Here is an 18,298-nt window from a genome sequence, read left to right on the forward strand (position 1 = left end):
CTAATCGCCGGGTTTTTTATGTTCAGGATGAACGGTATGTCATGGGTTCATGGATGAACAGAAATGACCATGTTTAGGATGAACGGTCAGCTTACTTGTTCCTGACGTAAGCTAATTACTTACATCCTGTAAGCAATATCATGGGTTCATGGATGAGCAGGAATAGCCCAGTTCATCCATCAAAGCAAACTAATGCTGGGGCACAGGCGATAATAACCGCGCATGTACCGTCACTTCTTCACGGTCATAATAAAGGTGCTTGGCATAAAGCTCATATTTCACATTATTTTCCGCAAAGAGATCTTTGATGCTCTGCAGGTTCTTCGTAATTTCCTGATAACGGCCTTTCATCGGCAATTTCAGGTTGAACATAGCTTCTTTGCAATAACCCTTTAACAGCCATTGCGCCATCAGCCAGGCCACCCGCTGGGGTTTTTCCACCATGTCACACACCAACCAGTAAACATTTTGCTTAGCGGGAACAAACTTAAAGCCGTCCATCATACGATGCTTCACCTGGCCGGTTTCCATAATGGAGTCTGCCATAGGGCCATTGTCAACCGCCGTTACCATCATACCGCGGCGCACCAGCTGATAGGTCCAGCCGCCGGGAGCCGAGCCTAAATCAACCGCATTCATGCCGGAGGTTAACCGGGTTTCCCACTCATCTTTTGGGATGAAATATAAAAAGGCTTCGTCAAGCTTCAAGGTTGAACGGCTTGGCGACTGGCTCGGGAACTTTAATCTCGGAATCCCCATCACATGAGAAGAGGTATTATGGCCTAAGGAATAACCGAGCATCACTTCTTTGCCGCTTAAAAACAAGGCATGTAAAACAGCGCCGTCTTTATCGCCTTTTTCCGTCAGGATTTTGTTTTTCCTTAATGCCTGGCGCAGCGGTACCGCCAGTTTGCGGCAAAACTTGGATAATTCCTTACCGTCATTGGTATCCGGCGTTTCCATACGTAAATCTGCATATTGCCACTCACTGCCCAGCGCCTCGATGATCGCCTCTACCCGATTATAATCCGGCAGTTCGATTCTCTCGGTTAAGGTCAGAAACCATTGGCGGGCGAAAATCAGCCGTTTTAGCGGCATGCGCTCCATCAGGGCATCCCCTTCTTCCGGGTTGTTTAAGTGAAAATAAACCAGCCCCTGGTTTTTTGTCAGCTCAAGATAACCATATACCTCGTTCCAGGCAGCTTTTTCCTGGATTTCGGCGCCACACTCTTTTTCAAAGCCGGGGCGGCAATATAATACAATCGAAGTCTTCATTTCGTTTTACCTGCAAACGCCAGCAGCAACCAGCCCGACGCTAATAATATCCCGCCCATGGGAGCGAGTTTGCCTATCATGGCAAGATCAAAGAAGGTTTTAGCGTATAAACTACCGCTAAAACACAAAATACCGAGCACAAAACAAGCGCCTGCCGCCAGCAAGGGACGAGAGGGCAACCTGCTATACCAAACCATAGCAGCCAATAAGGCAAGGGTATGAATAAACTGATATTGCAGCGCATTTGCCAGGCGACTTTGGATATCGAGTGGCAGATGTTGTCCGCCATGCGCCAACCAGGCGCCGAATAATACTGAAAAACAGCCGCTGATACCAATAAAAATCCGCCAGGGGGTGAGAAAATCAAATTTTTTCATCAATAAACCTCAGTATTTCATCGGCGGCACTTTGCATATGCTGTTCATGGCTAAAACCTGACTTAACCCTGGGTTTGAGATCATGATCGCCATCGGGCAGAAAAACCAGCTGGCATAACTCAGATAACGCATAACCGGCAATTTCATCCTTCGAGCCCAGGGCATCGCGCTCCCCCTGCACTATCAAAGCCGGCAACAAGGTCTGTTGCAGCGGTTCAAGCCGCAATTTTTCCGGCTTTTTTTGCGGATGAAAAGGATAACCTAAACAGATCACCCCCTTTATTTGCCCGGGCTGAGCTAAAGCCTCCCCTGCCAGCGTTGCCCCTACCCGGCTGCCCATAGATTTCCCGGCAAGAAAAACCGGCAAGGCGCCTGCTTGCTGCTTGATAACCTCACGATAGCAGTCAAGCAACTTGGGCATGCGATCCGGCGGATAACGTTTGCCATCGACGCGGCGCTTATCCATATAGGGAAAATTAAAGCGCAAGACATTTATCCGGCGGCTATTTAATAAAGCCGTCATTTTTTCCATAAACGTATGGTCCATATCGGCGCCGGCGCCATGGGCCAAAATCACCATCGCCTTAGGGCTTTCCACGAAATTGTGTTTAGTTGTTATCATTGTCATTGGTTCTTCACTTATTATATCCGGCGATTGATTCACTCATTTTGATAAGTTTAATATCGGCTTTTACAGCATAAGGCCGTCATCCTGCTCTTCGGCCACAGTATCAAGCACCCAATCGCGAAAGGCGGCTATCTTACCTATATCAAGCTGATGCTCGCGGCACACAATGTAATAAGCATTTTTACTGATCAGCACATCATTAAAAGGCTGTACCAGGCGGCCGGAGTCGATATCCGGCTTTGCCAGTACGCTATGGGCCAGTGCCACCCCCTGTCCGTGGATTGCTGCCTGCAATACCATGGAAGAGTGACTGAAAATAGGGCCGTGGTTAACATTCATGCCTTTAACCCCAACCTCTTTAAACCAGCGTTTCCAGTCCCGGCGCGAGGTATCGTGCAACAAGGTATGCTGGGCCAGGTCATTGACTGTATACAGCGGTTTTTTGCCACTGAGCAGCAAAGGAGAACAAACCGGCACCAGGTATTCGGTATGCAATTGATCGGCATGCACATTGGGCCAACGGCCGCGGCCGTTATAAATGGCGACATCAACATCTTCGGTTAAAGAGTTATCCGGCTGATCAACCGCCTTGATCCTGACATCAATATCCGGATGCAAGACATTAAACGCCGTCAAACGCGGCACCAGCCACTGAATAGCAAAGCTTGGCTGTAAACTTACCGTGATCGCCCCTTTCGCCCCCCGGGCAAGCAAACGCTCGGTGGCATCGTTGATGGAAGTGAAAATATCTTTTATGTCGAGAAAATAAGCCTGCCCTTCTTCGGTCAGCAGCAAGGCACGATTTTTTCGCATAAATAACTTAATACCCAAATGCTCTTCCAATGATTTGATCTGGTGGCTGATCGCCGCCTGGGTCACAAATAATTCTTCGGCAGCCCGGGTAAAACTTAATTGCCTCGCCGAGGCTTCAAAAGCTCGTAAGGCATTGAGGGGTGGGAGTCTATTAGCCAAAATTGTCCTATGTGTTATATATGATTATTCACGTTTATGTGATGTTTATTCATGTCGAACGTCTGAAAGTTTTTAACTTTGCCGCCAACTTACTATTCATTAGTTTTTCTAATGAATAACATTATAAATAGTCATTTTTCATTTGGCTACAACTAGATTATTATTTGCACCGTAGATGAAGGACTTCATCACTAACCCATTAATAGATGGGCAATAAGCAGAAAGTGTTTCCCAACCCACCTTCTGCAGAGCTAGTTACAGGTCCGTGAAACATCTATAAGGATCATTGACGTTATTTAAACAGGTACCATTATGAAATTAGCACAAAAAATCTCTGTATTAGCCATCGCTTTCTTTAGCATTACTTCAGCCCAGGCACTGGAGCTGGTAAAAGCCGACACTATCAACCACAACGAAGTCATGAATCAAATCAAGGTTAGCCTTGCCGATTCAATCAAACTGACCCCGGTAAGCTTTGTCAGCGCACAGCAAACAGCTCAGGCATTATTAGCCAAGCAAGAGCGCGTTAATGCTAGAAATACTACCGCTAACCTTGCTAAAAGCGAGATGATTTCTGAATAAGCTCCAGAATATCACCCGCAGGCAAAAAGTCGAAATAAAAGGTGTCACAGACACCTTTTTTTATGTCCAGAAAAAGGTATGCTGCAATCCAATGGATACAAAAGCGCAGCAATGCCTGAAATTTTCCTTATCACAAGGCTTCAGGGCAAGAAGAGAGCCAACATGGGCTTTAAAGGGCTAGAAAAGCGAAATTAAGCGGTTTGTCGGTAAAGGAAGAATATATAGCAAGAGCGGGCAGAAACCCGCTCCTGTAGATCTCAGGGGCTAGTCGCCGGTGACCAGGGGCTCAAAACTCTTCACCAAGTCATCTATGGCTTTCATTTGCGCCAAATAAGGCTCAAGCTTGTCTAACGGCAAAGCACAGGGGCCGTCACATTTGGCATTATCAGGATCCGGATGTGCTTCGATAAACAAACCTGCCAGACCCAGCGCCATACCGCTGCGGGCTAACTGGGCTGCCTGAGCACGACGGCCATCGGCACTGTCGCTGCGGCCACCAGGGCGTTGCAACGCATGGGTGGCATCAAAAATCACCGGCGCATAGTTTTTCATTTCTTCCATCGCCAGCATATCCACCACCAGGTTGTTATAACCATAGCAGCTGCCGCGCTCACACAAGATCACTTTTTCATTGCCGGCTTCCGAGAACTTCTTAATGATGTGGCGCATTTCATGGGCCGCCAGGAACTGGGGCTTTTTCACATTGATAATGGCATTGGTCTTGGCCATGGCCACCACTAAATCGGTCTGGCGCGCCAAAAAAGCCGGTAACTGGATAACATCGACGACATCTGCCACCGGCTGTGCCTGGTGGGGTTCATGGACGTCGGTGATCACAGGCACATTAAAGGTCTGTTTAATTTCTTCGAATATTTTTAAGCCTTCCTCCATACCCGGTCCCCGGTATGAGTGCACGGATGAACGGTTGGCTTTATCAAAAGAGGCCTTAAACACATAAGGAATGCCGAGCTTTTGTGTCACTTGAACATAATGCTCGGCAATTTTCATCGCCAGATCGCGGGACTCAAGAACATTCATGCCGCCGAACAACACAAATGGTTTGTCGTTAGCAACCTCGATATCGGCTAACTGAATTGATTGTAAACCCATGGGGGCTCCTTATTGATAAAAAGAAAAACTTTGCATTTTGATTTATGCCTTAGCATAAAGCAAAAGTGCTTATTTATAAGTATAAATAAGCACTTTTAACGGATATTTTAAACGCGGAAACTTAGGAGATGGCTTGTAATATCTGTCCGCATAACCAGGCCATATAAGTTCCTACGGTATAACCAAGCACGGCCAACAAGACACCTACCGGCGCCAGCGACGGGTGGAAAGTTGAAGCCACCACAGGGGCCGAAGCCGCACCGCCGACATTCGCCTGGCTACCTACTGCCATATAAAACAGCGGCGCCTTAATAAGCTTAGCAACCACCAGCATCAAGCTGGCATGGATCAACATCCAGATAATACCGATGACAAAGTAGATAGGCGCATCGGCAATCATAGTCACATCCATCTTCATACCGATAGTGGCGATAAGCACATAAAGGAAGGCTGAGCCCACTTTGGAAGCACCGGCTCCTTCAAGCTCCCTTACCCGGGTAAAAGATAAAATAATACCAACGGTAGTGGCAAAAATGATCATCCAGAAGAATTTACTGTGGAAACTGAAATTCTTTAAGTCAGGATGGTTTTCAACGAAATACGGGGTCACGGTATCGGCAAACAAATGAGCAAAGCCGGTAACACCTAAACCGATAGCCAGGATGATCATCAAATCAGGTAAAGTGGCGATACGTGAATGCTGCTGGTGGAAGTTTTCCACCTTCTCTTTTAATGCATCAATAGCACTGACATCGGCGCCGGTCTTCGCATCTATGGTTTTCGCCTTGGATGCCATGATCAGCAGTACCGCCATCCATAAGTTGGCAACAATAACATCTACCGTCACCATGGCGGAGAAGATCTGATCGCCGGCTTCATAAATTTCCTTCATTGCCGCCTGGTTGGCACTACCGCCAATCCAGCTACCTGCAACCGTGGTCATACCGCGCCATACCGCTTCAGGGCCTTGTACGCCAAGCAGCTCAGGACTGATAGCAGAAACAACCAATATCGCAATAGGTCCGCCGATAACAATACCTATGGTACCGGTAAAGAATAAAATAATCGCTTTACTGCCAAGCCCCATAATGGCCTTTAAATCGACGCTTAAGGTCAGCAACACCAGACAGGCAGGCAATAAATAACGGGAAGCAACGTAATAAAGCTTGGACTCTTCGCCGTTAACCACGCCGAAGGTGTTTAACAGCGAGGGTAAAAAGTAACACACCAGTACCGCAGGTACTACGCTATAAAACTTCTTCCAAAAACTATTGGTGCTGTGGGCGGTGTAAAACACCAATCCCAGCATGATTGCCAGAAAACCCATGATAGTCGCATCATTGGTGATCATCGGGGCATGGTGAACAGCTTCAGTCAGATTTGCTGCAGACATAATTTCTCCGTGGTTCTTATTATTAATGTATTACGGTATCGGCAATACGTATGTTATCTAGTTGTAATTTCAGCAGCTGAGCCGCCGGGTCCTTGGGGCATTGCTCAACAAAAAACCGGTAGTCGTCGTAAGCCACTTTAAAACAATCGAGCTGATGTAATAAAAAGCCGCGATCTCTGCGCTCAAACGGGTCATCCGGGCGCATCGCCAGTAAAACATCGACACATTTGAGCGCCAAGTCAAATACCTGTTCGCGAATCAGGGCATTTTTAATTGAAGTGATATGATCCAGCAACAAACTCTTGTGGCTGATCGGCAGCAGCTCCTGCTGGCTCGGATCCCCTTCGATATCGTCCATGCGTTTATCCAGCTCATGCCAGTTCAGGGATTCACCGGTCACCGGGTCGAAAATAATGGCATAGATATCATCACACACCACGCGGATCATATTCTTTTCCGGTACATAGATAATATCGACGTCAAAGCCGCATTCGGTGATGATGTGATGGATCAGGATCACTTTTAAACTCGGCGCCAGGGCGCGAAAATGAATACCGGACTCCAGGCGGTGGCCGGTTAACGGCCAAAAATCCCGGTATTCATCCAGAAACAGATGGCGAACAAACAATTCATTGATCAGTTGCTCTACCTGCTCCAGCGGCTCGTCTATTTCTTCAATAACCGCCAGGCATTCTTTGATCAGTTTATCCAGGGCATCGGCGAAAATACCGGAAGAAGCAAAAATATGCTCTTCGAGTAACACCACCGACTGGATTAAATCTTTTTCATCCGATTTTATCTCGGACAACAACAAGTCATTCATTTAATTTATTTGTTTACTATAAAAAACAGCAAAAAAGTCAGCTATCGCGAATTAATCCTCTTCTATGGGGATTAATCGGCATTTTTAAAGTCAAAATGCCCTTGGCAACGGCTTTTTCTTATTAAGCCCTATAAAAACATGGTTTCTTTGGTCATGGCCAGGCGAAAAACCAGCATCACCCACCCCATGGCCCCCAGGTAACCAATGAACTGCATCATACGGTTTCTGGCCAGTTTCAAGGTATAGTAGCCGGTAAAGATATAGGCAACCACCGCCAATAGCTTCTCTCCCAGCCATAACTGCTCCAGCGGGTTGATCATCAGCTTCACCGCCATGGCGACACCTAAGGCCAGCAGCAAGGTATCAATGACATGCGGGGTAATTTTAACGACTTTTTTCGTTAACCAGGCCGACTCGGTTAACGTCCAGACAAAACGTAAGGTAAACAAGGCAATGCTCAGCACCGCAAGTGTCATATGAAGATGTTTGAACATCATAATAATTCCTTTAATTTTTAAGTTTATTAATTATCCAGTTTGCCTGGGTGATCCTGTCATTACCGGCAAAGTCTTTAGTGGTTTTGGCATCCGTATAACCTAAATCGGTTAAAATCTTGCGGACCGCCTGTCCCTGCTCAAAACCATGCTCAAAATAGAGGCTGCCGCCGTCGGTCAAATAATCTTTGGCCCCGGTGGCTATGGTGATAATATCCGCCAGGCCGTTTTCTGCCGCCACCAGCGCCGTTTCAGGTTCAAAGCGCACATCTCCTTCACTGAGATGTTTATCCCCGCCATCGATATAGGGGGGATTAGAGACGATAACCTCGAACTTTTTATCCTTTGCTACCTGCTTGAACCAGTCACTTTGGTAGATATTGACCCGCTCCAGCTTTAACTGCCGGGCATTTTCCCGGGCAAGCATCACCGCATCGGCATTAAAGTCCACCGCATCAAGTTGCCAACCCGGCTGCTCCGAGGCCAAAGCCAGGGCAATTGCCCCGGTGCCGGTACCGAGATCCAGGCAGTTTAGCTTATTTTGCGGATGACACGCCAGCACTTGCTCTACCAGTACCTCAGTATCGGGTCTGGGGATCAAAGTGGCAGGAGATACTTTTAACGGCAGCGACCAGAACTCTTTTATGCCGGTAATATATGCTACCGGCTCGCCGTTTTGTCTGCGCTCAAGCAGCCGGGTAAAATGCTCAAACACCTCATCGGCAATGATTTTTTCCGGCCAGGTATGCAAATAGCTGAGCTCTTTGCCCAGCACATGACACAACAAGACCTGGGCATCGAGCTTGGCACTGTCGGAGGTTTCAAGCAACAAAGCCGCCCCCTGCTCAACTAACCGGGCAAGGGGCGCATTACACATGGATGTTTGCAAAGTATTAACACTCACTGAAACTGGGGCCGGCAATTAACGGTGCGATTAACGATATTAACCGATTAATCGTTTTGCTCCGCCAGGGCTGCCAGCAGATCCGCCTGGTTTTCCTGTAAAATAGGCTCCATTACCAGCTGTAAGTTACCTTCGATCACTTCATTTAACCGGTACAAGGTTAAATTAATGCGGTGATCTGTCATCCGCCCCTGGGGATAGTTATAGGTACGGATCCGCTCGGAGCGGTCGCCACTGGCCACCAGGCTACGACGGGAAGATTCTTCTTCGCTGCGGCGCTTATCGTCTTCTGCCTGCTGTAATCTTGCCTGCAAGACCGACATCGCCTGGGCGCGGTTTTTATGCTGGGAACGCTGATCCTGACATTCCACCACGACACCGGTAGGAATATGGGTAATACGAATGGCGGAGTCGGTTTTGTTAACGTGCTGTCCACCGGCGCCCGATGCCCTGAAGGTATCGACTTTCAAGTCGGCCTTATTGATTTCAATGGCTTCCGATTCGGGAATTTCCGGCATCACCACTACGGTACAGGCCGAGGTATGTACCCGTCCCTGGGATTCGGTTTCCGGTACCCTTTGTACCCGGTGACCGCCGGACTCAAATTTCATCTGGCCGTAAACCCCTTCACCGACGATTTTGGCGATAATTTCTTTAAAACCGCCCTGCTCGCTTTCATTGGCATTCATCAATTCGATGCGCCAGCCCTGCTTTTCGGCATAACGGCTGTACATACGGAAGATATCACCGGCAAAAATCGCCGCTTCATCACCACCGGCACCGGCACGGATCTCCACGAAACAGTTGTTGTCGTCATTGGGATCTTTAGGCAGCAACAGAATTTGTAACTCGCTTTCCAGGTTTTCCAATGCCTCTTTCGCGCCCTTAAACTCTTCCTGCGCCATATCCCGCATATCGGGATCATCGTCTTTCAGCATTTCTTCGGCGGTGGCGAAATCATTTTCCGCATCTTTATAGGCGGTGAAAACCGAGGTCACTTCTTCAAGTTGGGAGAATTCTTTGGATAAGGCTTTAAATTTATCCTGATCCGCTATGGTCTCGGGATCGGATAATAAAGCCTGTACTTCCTCAAAGCGTTCCATTAACACTTCAAGCTTATGGTAAACTGACTTTTTCATTAAATAATACTTTTAAATTCGATAATATGTGCTAGCAATGCACCTAGTATATCTAGTCGGGGGGTAAGTCGCAGCTATTTCCTTGGTTATTTCTCAAATAATTAGCTTTTCACGGGGAAATCAGCGGAAATACCGGCCATCAAAGTCATTTGTTTCTCTGAACAAAGCTGACAACCGGTCGGTTTAGCGGGAAAAATGTCTACTTTTGATCCAGGTTGAAAATATCTCTCAGGTAAATCAGCTTATCCAAATCACCGCCCTGGGCCGCCGATTGTAACGCACTGGTGGGGGCATGCATCAGTTTATTGGTGAGTTTGGTGGCCAGCTCCGCCACTACCGCCTCGGGATTTTTATCGCCTTTGAGCTGCAACAGTGCCTTTTCAATCAAGACATCTCTGTGCTCCTGACATTGGTTACGGTAACTGAGCACCGCATCCTGGGTATTTAATCCCCTTAACCAGGCCATAAAGCTGTCGGTTTGGGTATTAACCATGCCTTCTGCCTGTACCGCAGCTTTACGGCGGTTGGCGATATTCTTGGCAATAATGCCCTGCAGGTCATCCACCGTATATAAGAACACGTCTTCAAGCTCCGCCACCTGCTCTTCGATATCCCGCGGCACCGCCAGGTCTACCATAAAAATAGGCTGGTGCTTGCGTTGCTCAAGCGCATGTTCCACCATGCCTTTACCTATAATAGGTAAGGTCGAACCGGTTGAGCTGATGACAATATCGGCATTGCTGATTTGTTCCGGGATCTGCGCCAGGGTGATAACATCCGCGCCGACCTGCTCCGCCATGCCCTCTGCCCGGGCCAGAGTACGGTTGGCAACGGTAATATTTCCGACATTATTCTCATATAAATGTTTCGCCACCAGTTCAATGGTTTCCCCGGCGCCGACCAGCAGCACCCGGACCTTTTTCAGGTTGGCAAAAATATGTTTGGCTAAATTCACCGCAGCAAAAGCAACAGAGACGGCACTGGCGCCGATTTCGGTTTCTGTCCTGACCTGTTTTGCCACCCCGAAAGTACGCTGGAACAGGCGATCCATGACCAGCGCCATAGAATCTGCGGCTTTTGCCTGACTGTAGGCCTGTTTCATTTGCCCGAGAATTTGCGGCTCCCCCAATACCAGGGAGTCCAAGCCACAGGCCACGCGCATCATATGATTGACCGCGGCCTTGTCCTGATGCCAATACAAACTCGGGGAAATGGTCGCCCCCGGCACCTGGTGATAGCTTTCCAGCCAGCGCACGATGCGCTCCTGGGTCTGGGCCATATCGCCATCCTGTACCAGGTATAACTCGGTGCGGTTACAGGTAGATAAAATAGCAGCTTCGCGACATTGTACAGAAGCAAGCATTTCCTGCAGGGCTTGAGTTAAATGATCAGGACTAAAAGAAATCTTTTCCCTGACCGCAACGGGTGCAGTTTTATGATTAATACCAACAGCTACTATGGACATAATGCTAAATATTCAGCCTCAGTTAAAATATGGCAAAGGCGCCATCGGCAGATGCCGGCTTTACCACAATATCATTTCAGTCTTTTTTGCGCGGCTAAAACCCCACAAGGACATTTATCATCTGCTTTGAAAAATACACCAGATAAATATCATCACGGCGATTATCCGCCATTTTTGCATCTGATACTTTAATCTGAAACAAATAACGCGGTAATTTTACGAAATATCCGCCGTGATTGAAAGCACCTCTTGTTCTGTGTTCAAATAGTCATTCATACCATAACGACAAGAGCACATGATCATCCGCCTGCAACGCTTATTACCCGTCTCACTACTGCTTATATGGCTCAGTGGCTGCGCGGTTCAACCGCCAGTTCCCTCTGATTCTAGCCTAACTCAGAAAATCAGTGAAAGAAATCAACAACTTTCGGCTTTAAACAAATGGAAAATATTGGGACGGATCGCCTTTATCCAGGCAGGTAAACGCGAAAGCGCCTCGTTAAACTGGCTTTATGAGCAAGATGATAACGACAATACCCGCCAGCGCCTGGATCTGACCGCGCCGCTGGGTATCAATGTCCTGCACCTGGAGTCCGACAACGGCCGCCATGTCCTGGAAGTGGACGGCGAAGAATATCACAGCGAAGACCTTGACGCCCTGATCTACTCCCTTACCGGGCTGACCTTGCCGACCCGGGCATTAAGCTACTGGCTCAAAGGCCTGGCTTACCTGCCCCAGGATAAACTCAGTTATGACAGCGTCACCCGCTTGCCGACCAAACTCACCAGCTTGTATGACAACCGCCTATGGTCGGTAGAGTACCAAAACTACCAGCTGGTCAACCAACACCGCCTGGCGACTAAATTTACCATCACCCAGGCAGAGCTCAATATCAAAATTCTCGTGAAAAAGTGGACCCTGTAAACCATGGCTTTACCCGTAGACAACACTTCCCCGGACAACTTATCTTTAGATAATAAGTTTCACCAGTTTCCGTCACCGGCAAAACTCAACTTATTTTTACATGTCGTCGGCCGCCGCAGCGACGGCTACCATGAACTGCAAACCCTGTTTCAGTTCCTCGACTATGGCGATACCCTGGAGATAAAAGTCACCGACTGTGGCAACATAACCTTATTAACCCCGATTGCCGGGGTAGCCGCAGAAGATAACCTGATAGTCAAAGCCGCCACTATGCTGCAACGCGAAGCAAAAGCTTTGGGACAGACAAACTTACCCGGAGCCGAAATTAAAATTAATAAAGTGCTGCCCATGGGCGGCGGACTCGGCGGCGGCTCTTCCAATGCCGCCACCGTACTGCTGGCACTCAATGCGTTATGGCAGCTTAAGCTCAGCACGGAAAAACTCGCCGCTTTAGGTTTAGCCTTAGGGGCCGATGTGCCGGTATTTATTCACGGTTTTGCCGCCTACGCCGAAGGGGTCGGTGAAAAGCTCACCCCAAGGGATCCCGAAGAATACTGGTATTTAGTCAGTAAACCCGACTGCAGCATCTCCACCGTCAGCGTATTTACCTCCGATGACCTGCCCCGCAATACCGACCGGCAATTAGCCCAAAGCGCAGACCTAGATGCCTGCCATAACGATTGCCAGGTAATGGTGATAAAACACTATCCCGAGGTTGCCAAATTACTGTCTTGGTTGCTAGAATACGCGCCGTCTCAAATGACGGGAACCGGCGCTTGTATCTTCTCGCGCTTCGACTCTAAAGCTGAGGCTTGCCGCATTCAGGCTCAACTCCCTGAAGGGATTGAATCTTTTGTAGCAAAAGGTATCAACCAATCGCCGTTAATACCGGTGATTGAAGCATTGAGCCTTAATGAGTGAATAAAAACTCAAACAAATACCACGTATGTTGGTAAAATGAACACTGGATAAATGTTATTAATTTGCTAGTACTAGTAGTTACCATCAGCGTTCATTCGCTTTTGGTTAATTGCTACTGCATAGCGTCATATTTTAATGTCAAAAGTTTCTGAGGAACTGACAGTGCCTGACATGAAGATTTTTGCGGGTAACGCCACCCCTGAACTGGCCGAACAAGTTGCTAATCGCCTTTATATTACCTTAGGCGATGCCAAGGTCGGGAGTTTTAGTGATGGTGAGATTAGTGTCGAAATCAATGAAAATGTCCGCGGAGCGGATGTCTTTATTGTTCAATCAACTTGTGCACCAACCAACAATAACTTAATGGAGCTTATTGTTATGGTTGATGCCTTACGAAGAGCTTCAGCCGGACGTATCACAGCAGTAATGCCCTATTTTGGTTATGCACGCCAGGATAGACGCGTACGCAGTGCCCGCGTCCCGATTACAGCAAAAGTCGTCGCCGACTTCCTTTCCAGCGTAGGTGTTGACCGGGTCTTAACCGTCGACCTGCACGCGGAGCAAATCCAGGGCTTCTTTGATGTACCGGTAGACAACGTCTTTGGTACCCCTATCCTGCTGGAAGACATGCTGGAAAGACAAATTGAGCGCCCTGTGGTGGTTTCTCCCGATATCGGCGGCGTGGTACGTGCGCGTGCGGTAGCCAAATTATTGGAAGATGCCGACCTGGCCATTATCGATAAGCGTCGCCCCAAGGCCAATGTTGCCCAGGTAATGCACATTATCGGTGATGTTAAAGACCGCGACTGTTTTATCGTTGACGATATGATAGATACCGGCGGTACTTTAGCCAAAGCAGCGGAAGCGCTGAAAGAGCACGGTGCCAAGCGGGTATTTGCCTATGCCACTCACCCGGTATTCTCCGGTAATGCCGCTCAAAACCTGGAAAACTCAGTGATTGATGAAGTGGTAGTTACCGACTCCATCCCGCTGACGGATGAAATCAAAGCCTTGGGTAAAGTGCGCCAGCTGACGTTAAGCGGCATGTTATCCGAAGCGATTCGCCGGGTAAGCAATGAAGAGTCTATCTCTGCCATGTTTGACGGTTAAGCTGACGGCTAATTCAGTCTTTTAGATCTGACATTTAAAGCACCTCAGGGTGCTTTTTTATTACCTGCGGATTATTTGCTTAAGCATTTAGCCATAATTACTCGCAAGATTAATAGCTATTGTCCCGGGTAAATGTTATTATGCCGCGCCTTTTTTAACCGGTAAGCATTTATTTTCAATAAAAGCTGCCAATAAAAAGGCAATCGCATTGTTTTTGGTCGCAAAAAACAATGAACATTAATTTTAAATAAAGAGTATTGAAAATGACTGATTTATTCACTTTAGATGCTGAAGTACGTACTGACCTGGGGAAAGGTGCGAGCCGCCGCCTACGTCACGCTAACAAAGTTCCAGCCATCATCTACGGTTTAGGCGAAGAGCCAGTATCTATCACTTTAGCACACAACAAAGTATGGCGTGCACAGCAGGAAGAAGCGTTTTACTCTCACGTTTTAAACCTGAATGTTGACGGCAAGAGCGTTGAAGTTCTGATCAAAGACATGCAGCGTCACCCGCACAAAGAATTAGTAATGCACATGGATTTCCTACGTGTAGATGCTAAAAAAGCCGTTCACACTAACGTGCCAGTTCACTTCATCAACGAAGAGAACGTAAGCAAAGCCGGTGCTACTATTGCTCACCACGTAACTGAAATTGCCATTTCTTGTCTGCCAGCCAACTTACCTGAGTTCATCGAAGTTGACTTAGCCGACTTGGAAGTAGGTCAAACGCTTCACTTATCAGACGTTAAATTCCCGGAAGGCGTTACTTCTGACGAATTAGCCAAAGGTGAAAGCCACGACCAAGCCGTTGTTACTGCTAACGCTCCTAAAGGCAAAGCTGACGACGCAGAAGGCGAAGGCGAAGCTGAAGAAGCTGCTGAATAATAGTTAACGAGATCATCTCTTGGAAACTAATATTCAATTAGTTGTGGGCCTGGGTAATCCAGGCCCCGAATATACCAAAACCCGCCATAACGCTGGTGTCTGGTTCGTTGAAGAACTGAGCAAGCGTTACAATATTTCCCTCCGCCCGGAAAAAAAATACTTTGGACTCTATGGTAAAGGCCAAATCGGCGATACCTTAGTGCACTTGCTTATTCCCACGACCTTTATGAACCGTAGCGGTCAGGCAGTGGCGCCACTTGCCAATTTTTTCCGTATTCCGGTAGAGAATATGCTCGTTGCCCATGATGAACTCGACATGGACCCGGGTATTTGCAAAATCAAAAAAGGCGGCGGTCACGGCGGACATAACGGTCTGCGTGATATCATCAGCCGTATGGCGAACAACAAAGAATTTTATCGGTTGCGAATAGGCATAGGTCATCCCGGCCATCGCGATCGGGTAACCGGACATGTATTGGGTAAAGCGCCCGCCGGTGAACAGGGGCAAATAGAACAGGCAATTGATGAAGCCGGCCGCTGTTTCGAAATCTGGCAAAAAGACGATCTCAAGAAAGCGCAAAATCGTCTGCACTCTTTTAAAGCGCAATAACTCCAAAACAGAACTTCAGATCAACATTCGCGCTCTGATTAACAAGCGCTGAAAACTATAGGTAAACATCATGGGATTTAAATGTGGTATTGTTGGCTTACCCAACGTAGGTAAATCAACCCTGTTCAACGCACTCACCAAAGCGGGTATTGAAGCCGCAAACTTTCCATTCTGTACCATTGAACCTAACACAGGTGTGGTACCCGTACCGGATCCGCGTTTAGACAAGTTGGCGAAAATTGTTAACCCAGAGCGTGTTATCCCCACTACCATGGAGTTTGTTGATATCGCAGGTCTGGTTGCCGGTGCCTCCAAAGGCGAAGGTTTAGGTAACAAATTCCTGGCCAACATCCGTGAAACCGATGCTATCGGTCACGTGGTACGCTGTTTTGAAAACGAAAATATCGTGCATGTAGCCGGCAATGTTAACCCGGGTGAAGATATCGACGTTATCAACACCGAATTAGCATTAGCCGATATGGACACCGCAGAGCGCGCCATCGTCCGTCAGGCCAAACGTGCCAAAGGCGGCGACAAAGACGCTAAATTTGAACTGCCGGTACTGGAAAAAATCCTTAAGCACGTTGAAGACGGCCACATGGTACGTTCTTTGGATTTAAGCAAAGAAGAAAAAGCCGCGGTTAAATATCTTAACTTCTTAACCATCAAACCGACCATGTATATTGCCAATGTCAATGACGATGGTTTTGAAAACAACCCTTATTTAGATCAGGTCCGTGCCATCGCTGAAGAAGAAGGCGCCGTGGTAGTACCGGTTTGTGCGGAAATTGAAAGTGAAATTGCCGAACTTGACGACGAAGAGCGCGACGAGTTTATGGCAGACATGGGCATTGAAGAGCCGGGCCTGAACCGGGTGATCAATTCCGGTTACTCGCTGCTGCACCTGCAAACCTACTTCACCGCCGGTGTTAAAGAAGTCCGCGCCTGGACAGTAAAAGTCAATGCCACCGCGCCACAAGCCGCCGGTGTGATCCATACCGACTTTGAAAAAGGTTTTATCCGCGCCGAAGTGATTTCTTACGACGACTTTATCGAATTTAACGGTGAAGCCGGCGCCAAGGAAGCCGGTAAATGGCGTCTTGAAGGTAAAGAATACCCGGTGAAAGACGGCGATGTGGTGCACTTCCGCTTTAATGTCTAATTAATGACCTAAATATTCAGGGCACATGCCGTGCCCTGAAGCCCCTCCCCCAAAGACTTTCTCTCCCCTGCTTTATTTAGCTATTATCCGAAATAATTCCTGAAAATTTCCATATTTACAAACATCTTTATCTTTCAGCACCTTACATCAACAAATAACATTTTATTACCAAAAAACAACACAAAATTACAACAAAAACAGTGCAAAGATTAAGCGCTTGGTTTCAAAGTAAAAAATCAGCTGCACGACCAGTAAAATTCTGTGTTAGACTCAAATGGCATCAATGCAAAAACTTACTAAAACTATGGTGAACAAATGAAGAATATTTTATTAGTGACGAGCCTATTAGCCGCATCAGTTTCTTTCGCCCCGCAAGCCAGCGCGAATGACAGCTTTTCATTACGTGTGTGTGAATATGTCTCTGTTAATGATAAAAGGCGTTTAAGATCTTTCCTTAAAGATCGCAAACTGAAAATTCGTTCCATATTTGACGGACTAAAATGTAACGGCCAAAACCTTTTGGAATTTGCAGCCTCATCCAATGCACTCGATACCGGAGAATTAATTATCAACAAATTACCCGTTAAAGTAGTAGCCGAAAACCTGGAAGCCATTAAAAAACACTCCGCCCACCTTGGCGGCGTAGCAGAAAAACGCGTTAACTAGTTTAGTTTTGCTTTTCGGGTGGCAAGCGGCAGGTTAACCCAATGCCGGAGCTGCCACCCTGTTTACCCCCTTATATTTCACGACTTATCCCCCAGGTTATTTCCAGCCTTATGTCCCGGGAAAAACCGATCAAAAACCTCAGTTTTGCCTAGTTCTCCAGCAAATCGAACAGAGTTTCACCGAACAAATAAAAAGTGAGATTATTTCTAAAAAAACGGTTGACGTAGGTCAATGAGATTTGCATAATACGCGCCACTTGCTGAGAGGCAAGATTGGAAAGGCTACATAGCTCAGCTGGTTAGAGCACATCACTCATAATGATGGGGTCCCAGGTTCAAATCCCGGTGTAGCCACCATTCTTTCTCAGTAAAAACATATAGTACGCGGGAGTGGCGGAATTGGTAGACGCGCTGGATTTAGGTTCCAGTATCGCGAGATGTGAGAGTTCAAGTCTCTCCTCCCGTACCATTACTATATGGCAACTTAGGTTGCAACCTTAATTACATTGTTGGGGTATAGCCAAGCGGTAAGGCAGCGGGTTTTGATCCCGTCATTCCAAGGTTCAAATCCTTGTACCCCAGCCACTTTCTTTTTCTTAATAAAGAGTCGAAAGTACAATGTAATAACTACCAGATTATTTCATTTTTATGAATTAATCGAAATGCGGGAGTGGCGGAATTGGTAGACGCGCTGGATTTAGGTTCCAGTATCGCGAGATGTGAGAGTTCAAGTCTCTCCTCCCGTACCATTTATAAACTGGTTGCACTAAATGATATTGTTGGGGTATAGCCAAGCGGTAAGGCAGCGGGTTTTGATCCCGTCATTCCAAGGTTCAAATCCTTGTACCCCAGCCAC

Annotated in this window: 20 protein-coding genes and 5 tRNA genes; 14 read left to right on the top strand and 11 right to left on the bottom strand. The window is 47.4% G+C overall.

Annotated elements, in window-relative coordinates; genetic code table 11:
* Positions 1-189: 189 nt before the first annotated feature.
* The 4 genes from rlmM to QL234_RS14870 all read right to left on the bottom strand — a co-directional run bounded on the left by rlmM (position 190) and on the right by QL234_RS14870 (position 3,252).
* Entirely contained in the window at positions 190-1,275 is a 1,086-nt protein-coding gene (gene rlmM, locus QL234_RS14855) for a 23S rRNA (cytidine(2498)-2'-O)-methyltransferase RlmM (RefSeq protein ID WP_281558605.1), read from the bottom strand.
* On the bottom strand, positions 1,272-1,652 hold the full coding sequence (locus QL234_RS14860) for a DUF423 domain-containing protein (RefSeq protein WP_281558606.1): 381 nt from the start codon (positions 1,650-1,652) through the stop codon (positions 1,272-1,274). The genes rlmM and QL234_RS14860 overlap by 4 nt, the downstream gene beginning before the upstream one ends.
* Positions 1,639-2,280, bottom strand: a complete 642-nt coding sequence (locus tag QL234_RS14865) for an alpha/beta family hydrolase (protein WP_281558607.1) — start codon at positions 2,278-2,280, stop codon at positions 1,639-1,641. Before QL234_RS14865 ends, QL234_RS14860 begins: the two co-directional genes overlap by 14 nt.
* Before the next feature lie 63 nt (positions 2,281-2,343).
* A complete protein-coding gene (locus QL234_RS14870; RefSeq protein WP_281558608.1) occupies positions 2,344-3,252 on the bottom strand; it encodes a transcriptional regulator GcvA in 909 nt (302 codons plus the stop codon).
* Between the two features lie 312 nt (positions 3,253-3,564).
* Here QL234_RS14870 and QL234_RS14875 point away from each other — a divergent pair, with 312 nt between their 5' ends.
* Positions 3,565-3,834 carry a hypothetical protein gene (locus QL234_RS14875; RefSeq protein ID WP_281558609.1) on the top strand — a complete coding sequence of 90 codons (270 nt, stop codon included), beginning with the start codon at positions 3,565-3,567 and terminating at the stop codon, positions 3,832-3,834.
* Positions 3,835-4,098: 264 nt separating this feature from the next.
* Here the strand turns inward: QL234_RS14875 and kdsA are convergent, their stop codons facing one another.
* The 7 genes from kdsA to hemA all read right to left on the bottom strand — a co-directional run bounded on the left by kdsA (position 4,099) and on the right by hemA (position 11,162).
* Complete coding sequence (gene kdsA, locus QL234_RS14880; protein WP_281558610.1) at positions 4,099-4,944, bottom strand: 3-deoxy-8-phosphooctulonate synthase; 846 nt, start codon at positions 4,942-4,944, stop codon at positions 4,099-4,101.
* Positions 4,945-5,065: 121 nt separating this feature from the next.
* The gene (locus QL234_RS14885; protein WP_281558611.1) at positions 5,066-6,337 is read right to left on the bottom strand and encodes a DUF819 family protein; all 1,272 of its coding nucleotides are present in this window, start codon (positions 6,335-6,337) and stop codon (positions 5,066-5,068) included.
* A 22-nt stretch (positions 6,338-6,359) separates the two neighbouring features.
* The gene (locus QL234_RS14890) at positions 6,360-7,160 is read right to left on the bottom strand and encodes a tetratricopeptide repeat protein (protein ID WP_281558612.1); all 801 of its coding nucleotides are present in this window, start codon (positions 7,158-7,160) and stop codon (positions 6,360-6,362) included.
* A gap of 128 nt (positions 7,161-7,288) precedes the next feature.
* Complete coding sequence (locus QL234_RS14895; protein ID WP_281558613.1) at positions 7,289-7,657, bottom strand: SirB2 family protein; 369 nt, start codon at positions 7,655-7,657, stop codon at positions 7,289-7,291.
* Between the two features lie 10 nt (positions 7,658-7,667).
* Positions 7,668-8,531 carry a peptide chain release factor N(5)-glutamine methyltransferase gene (prmC, locus tag QL234_RS14900; RefSeq protein ID WP_281558614.1) on the bottom strand — a complete coding sequence of 288 codons (864 nt, stop codon included), beginning with the start codon at positions 8,529-8,531 and terminating at the stop codon, positions 7,668-7,670.
* 74 nt (positions 8,532-8,605) lie between these two features.
* Positions 8,606-9,697, bottom strand: a complete 1,092-nt coding sequence (gene prfA, locus QL234_RS14905) for a peptide chain release factor 1 (RefSeq protein WP_281558615.1) — start codon at positions 9,695-9,697, stop codon at positions 8,606-8,608.
* Between the two features lie 199 nt (positions 9,698-9,896).
* Positions 9,897-11,162 (bottom strand): glutamyl-tRNA reductase, encoded by a 1,266-nt coding sequence (gene hemA / locus QL234_RS14910; protein ID WP_281558616.1) that lies wholly within the window; start codon positions 11,160-11,162, stop codon positions 9,897-9,899.
* On the opposite strand from hemA, the gene QL234_RS14915 reads away from it, so the two are divergent.
* The 13 genes from QL234_RS14915 to QL234_RS14975 all read left to right on the top strand — a co-directional run bounded on the left by QL234_RS14915 (position 11,133) and on the right by QL234_RS14975 (position 18,297).
* Positions 11,133-11,354, top strand: a complete 222-nt coding sequence (locus QL234_RS14915) for a hypothetical protein (protein ID WP_281558632.1) — start codon at positions 11,133-11,135, stop codon at positions 11,352-11,354. The two genes, hemA and QL234_RS14915, sit on opposite strands and share 30 nt — an antisense overlap.
* 103 nt (positions 11,355-11,457) lie before the next feature.
* The gene (gene lolB / locus QL234_RS14920) at positions 11,458-12,087 is read left to right on the top strand and encodes a lipoprotein insertase outer membrane protein LolB (protein ID WP_281558617.1); all 630 of its coding nucleotides are present in this window, start codon (positions 11,458-11,460) and stop codon (positions 12,085-12,087) included.
* Between the two features lie 3 nt (positions 12,088-12,090).
* The gene (gene ispE, locus QL234_RS14925; protein WP_281558618.1) at positions 12,091-13,008 is read left to right on the top strand and encodes a 4-(cytidine 5'-diphospho)-2-C-methyl-D-erythritol kinase; all 918 of its coding nucleotides are present in this window, start codon (positions 12,091-12,093) and stop codon (positions 13,006-13,008) included.
* 162 nt (positions 13,009-13,170) lie between these two features.
* A complete protein-coding gene (locus tag QL234_RS14930) occupies positions 13,171-14,118 on the top strand; it encodes a ribose-phosphate pyrophosphokinase (protein WP_084692473.1) in 948 nt (315 codons plus the stop codon).
* 263 nt (positions 14,119-14,381) lie between these two features.
* A complete protein-coding gene (locus QL234_RS14935; RefSeq protein WP_281558619.1) occupies positions 14,382-15,005 on the top strand; it encodes a 50S ribosomal protein L25/general stress protein Ctc in 624 nt (207 codons plus the stop codon).
* 19 nt (positions 15,006-15,024) lie between these two features.
* Entirely contained in the window at positions 15,025-15,615 is a 591-nt protein-coding gene (gene pth / locus QL234_RS14940; RefSeq protein ID WP_281558620.1) for an aminoacyl-tRNA hydrolase, read from the top strand.
* A 70-nt stretch (positions 15,616-15,685) separates the two neighbouring features.
* Positions 15,686-16,777 carry a redox-regulated ATPase YchF gene (gene ychF, locus QL234_RS14945; RefSeq protein ID WP_281558621.1) on the top strand — a complete coding sequence of 364 codons (1,092 nt, stop codon included), beginning with the start codon at positions 15,686-15,688 and terminating at the stop codon, positions 16,775-16,777.
* 315 nt (positions 16,778-17,092) lie between these two features.
* On the top strand, positions 17,093-17,443 hold the full coding sequence (locus QL234_RS14950; RefSeq protein WP_281558622.1) for a DUF3718 domain-containing protein: 351 nt from the start codon (positions 17,093-17,095) through the stop codon (positions 17,441-17,443).
* A gap of 279 nt (positions 17,444-17,722) precedes the next feature.
* Positions 17,723-17,799: transfer RNA gene (locus tag QL234_RS14955), tRNA-Met, on the top strand.
* A gap of 27 nt (positions 17,800-17,826) precedes the next feature.
* Positions 17,827-17,911 (top strand) — tRNA-Leu (locus QL234_RS14960).
* Positions 17,912-17,952: 41 nt separating this feature from the next.
* Positions 17,953-18,027: transfer RNA gene (locus QL234_RS14965), tRNA-Gln, on the top strand.
* A 79-nt stretch (positions 18,028-18,106) separates the two neighbouring features.
* Positions 18,107-18,191: transfer RNA gene (locus QL234_RS14970), tRNA-Leu, on the top strand.
* 31 nt (positions 18,192-18,222) lie between these two features.
* A tRNA-Gln gene (locus QL234_RS14975) sits at positions 18,223-18,297 on the top strand.
* Position 18,298 lies beyond the last annotated feature (1 nt).

Origin of the sequence: Thalassomonas sp. RHCl1 (genome assembly GCF_947387555.1) — a bacterium.
In the GTDB taxonomy this organism is placed as follows: Bacteria; Pseudomonadota; Gammaproteobacteria; order Enterobacterales; family Alteromonadaceae; genus Thalassomonas.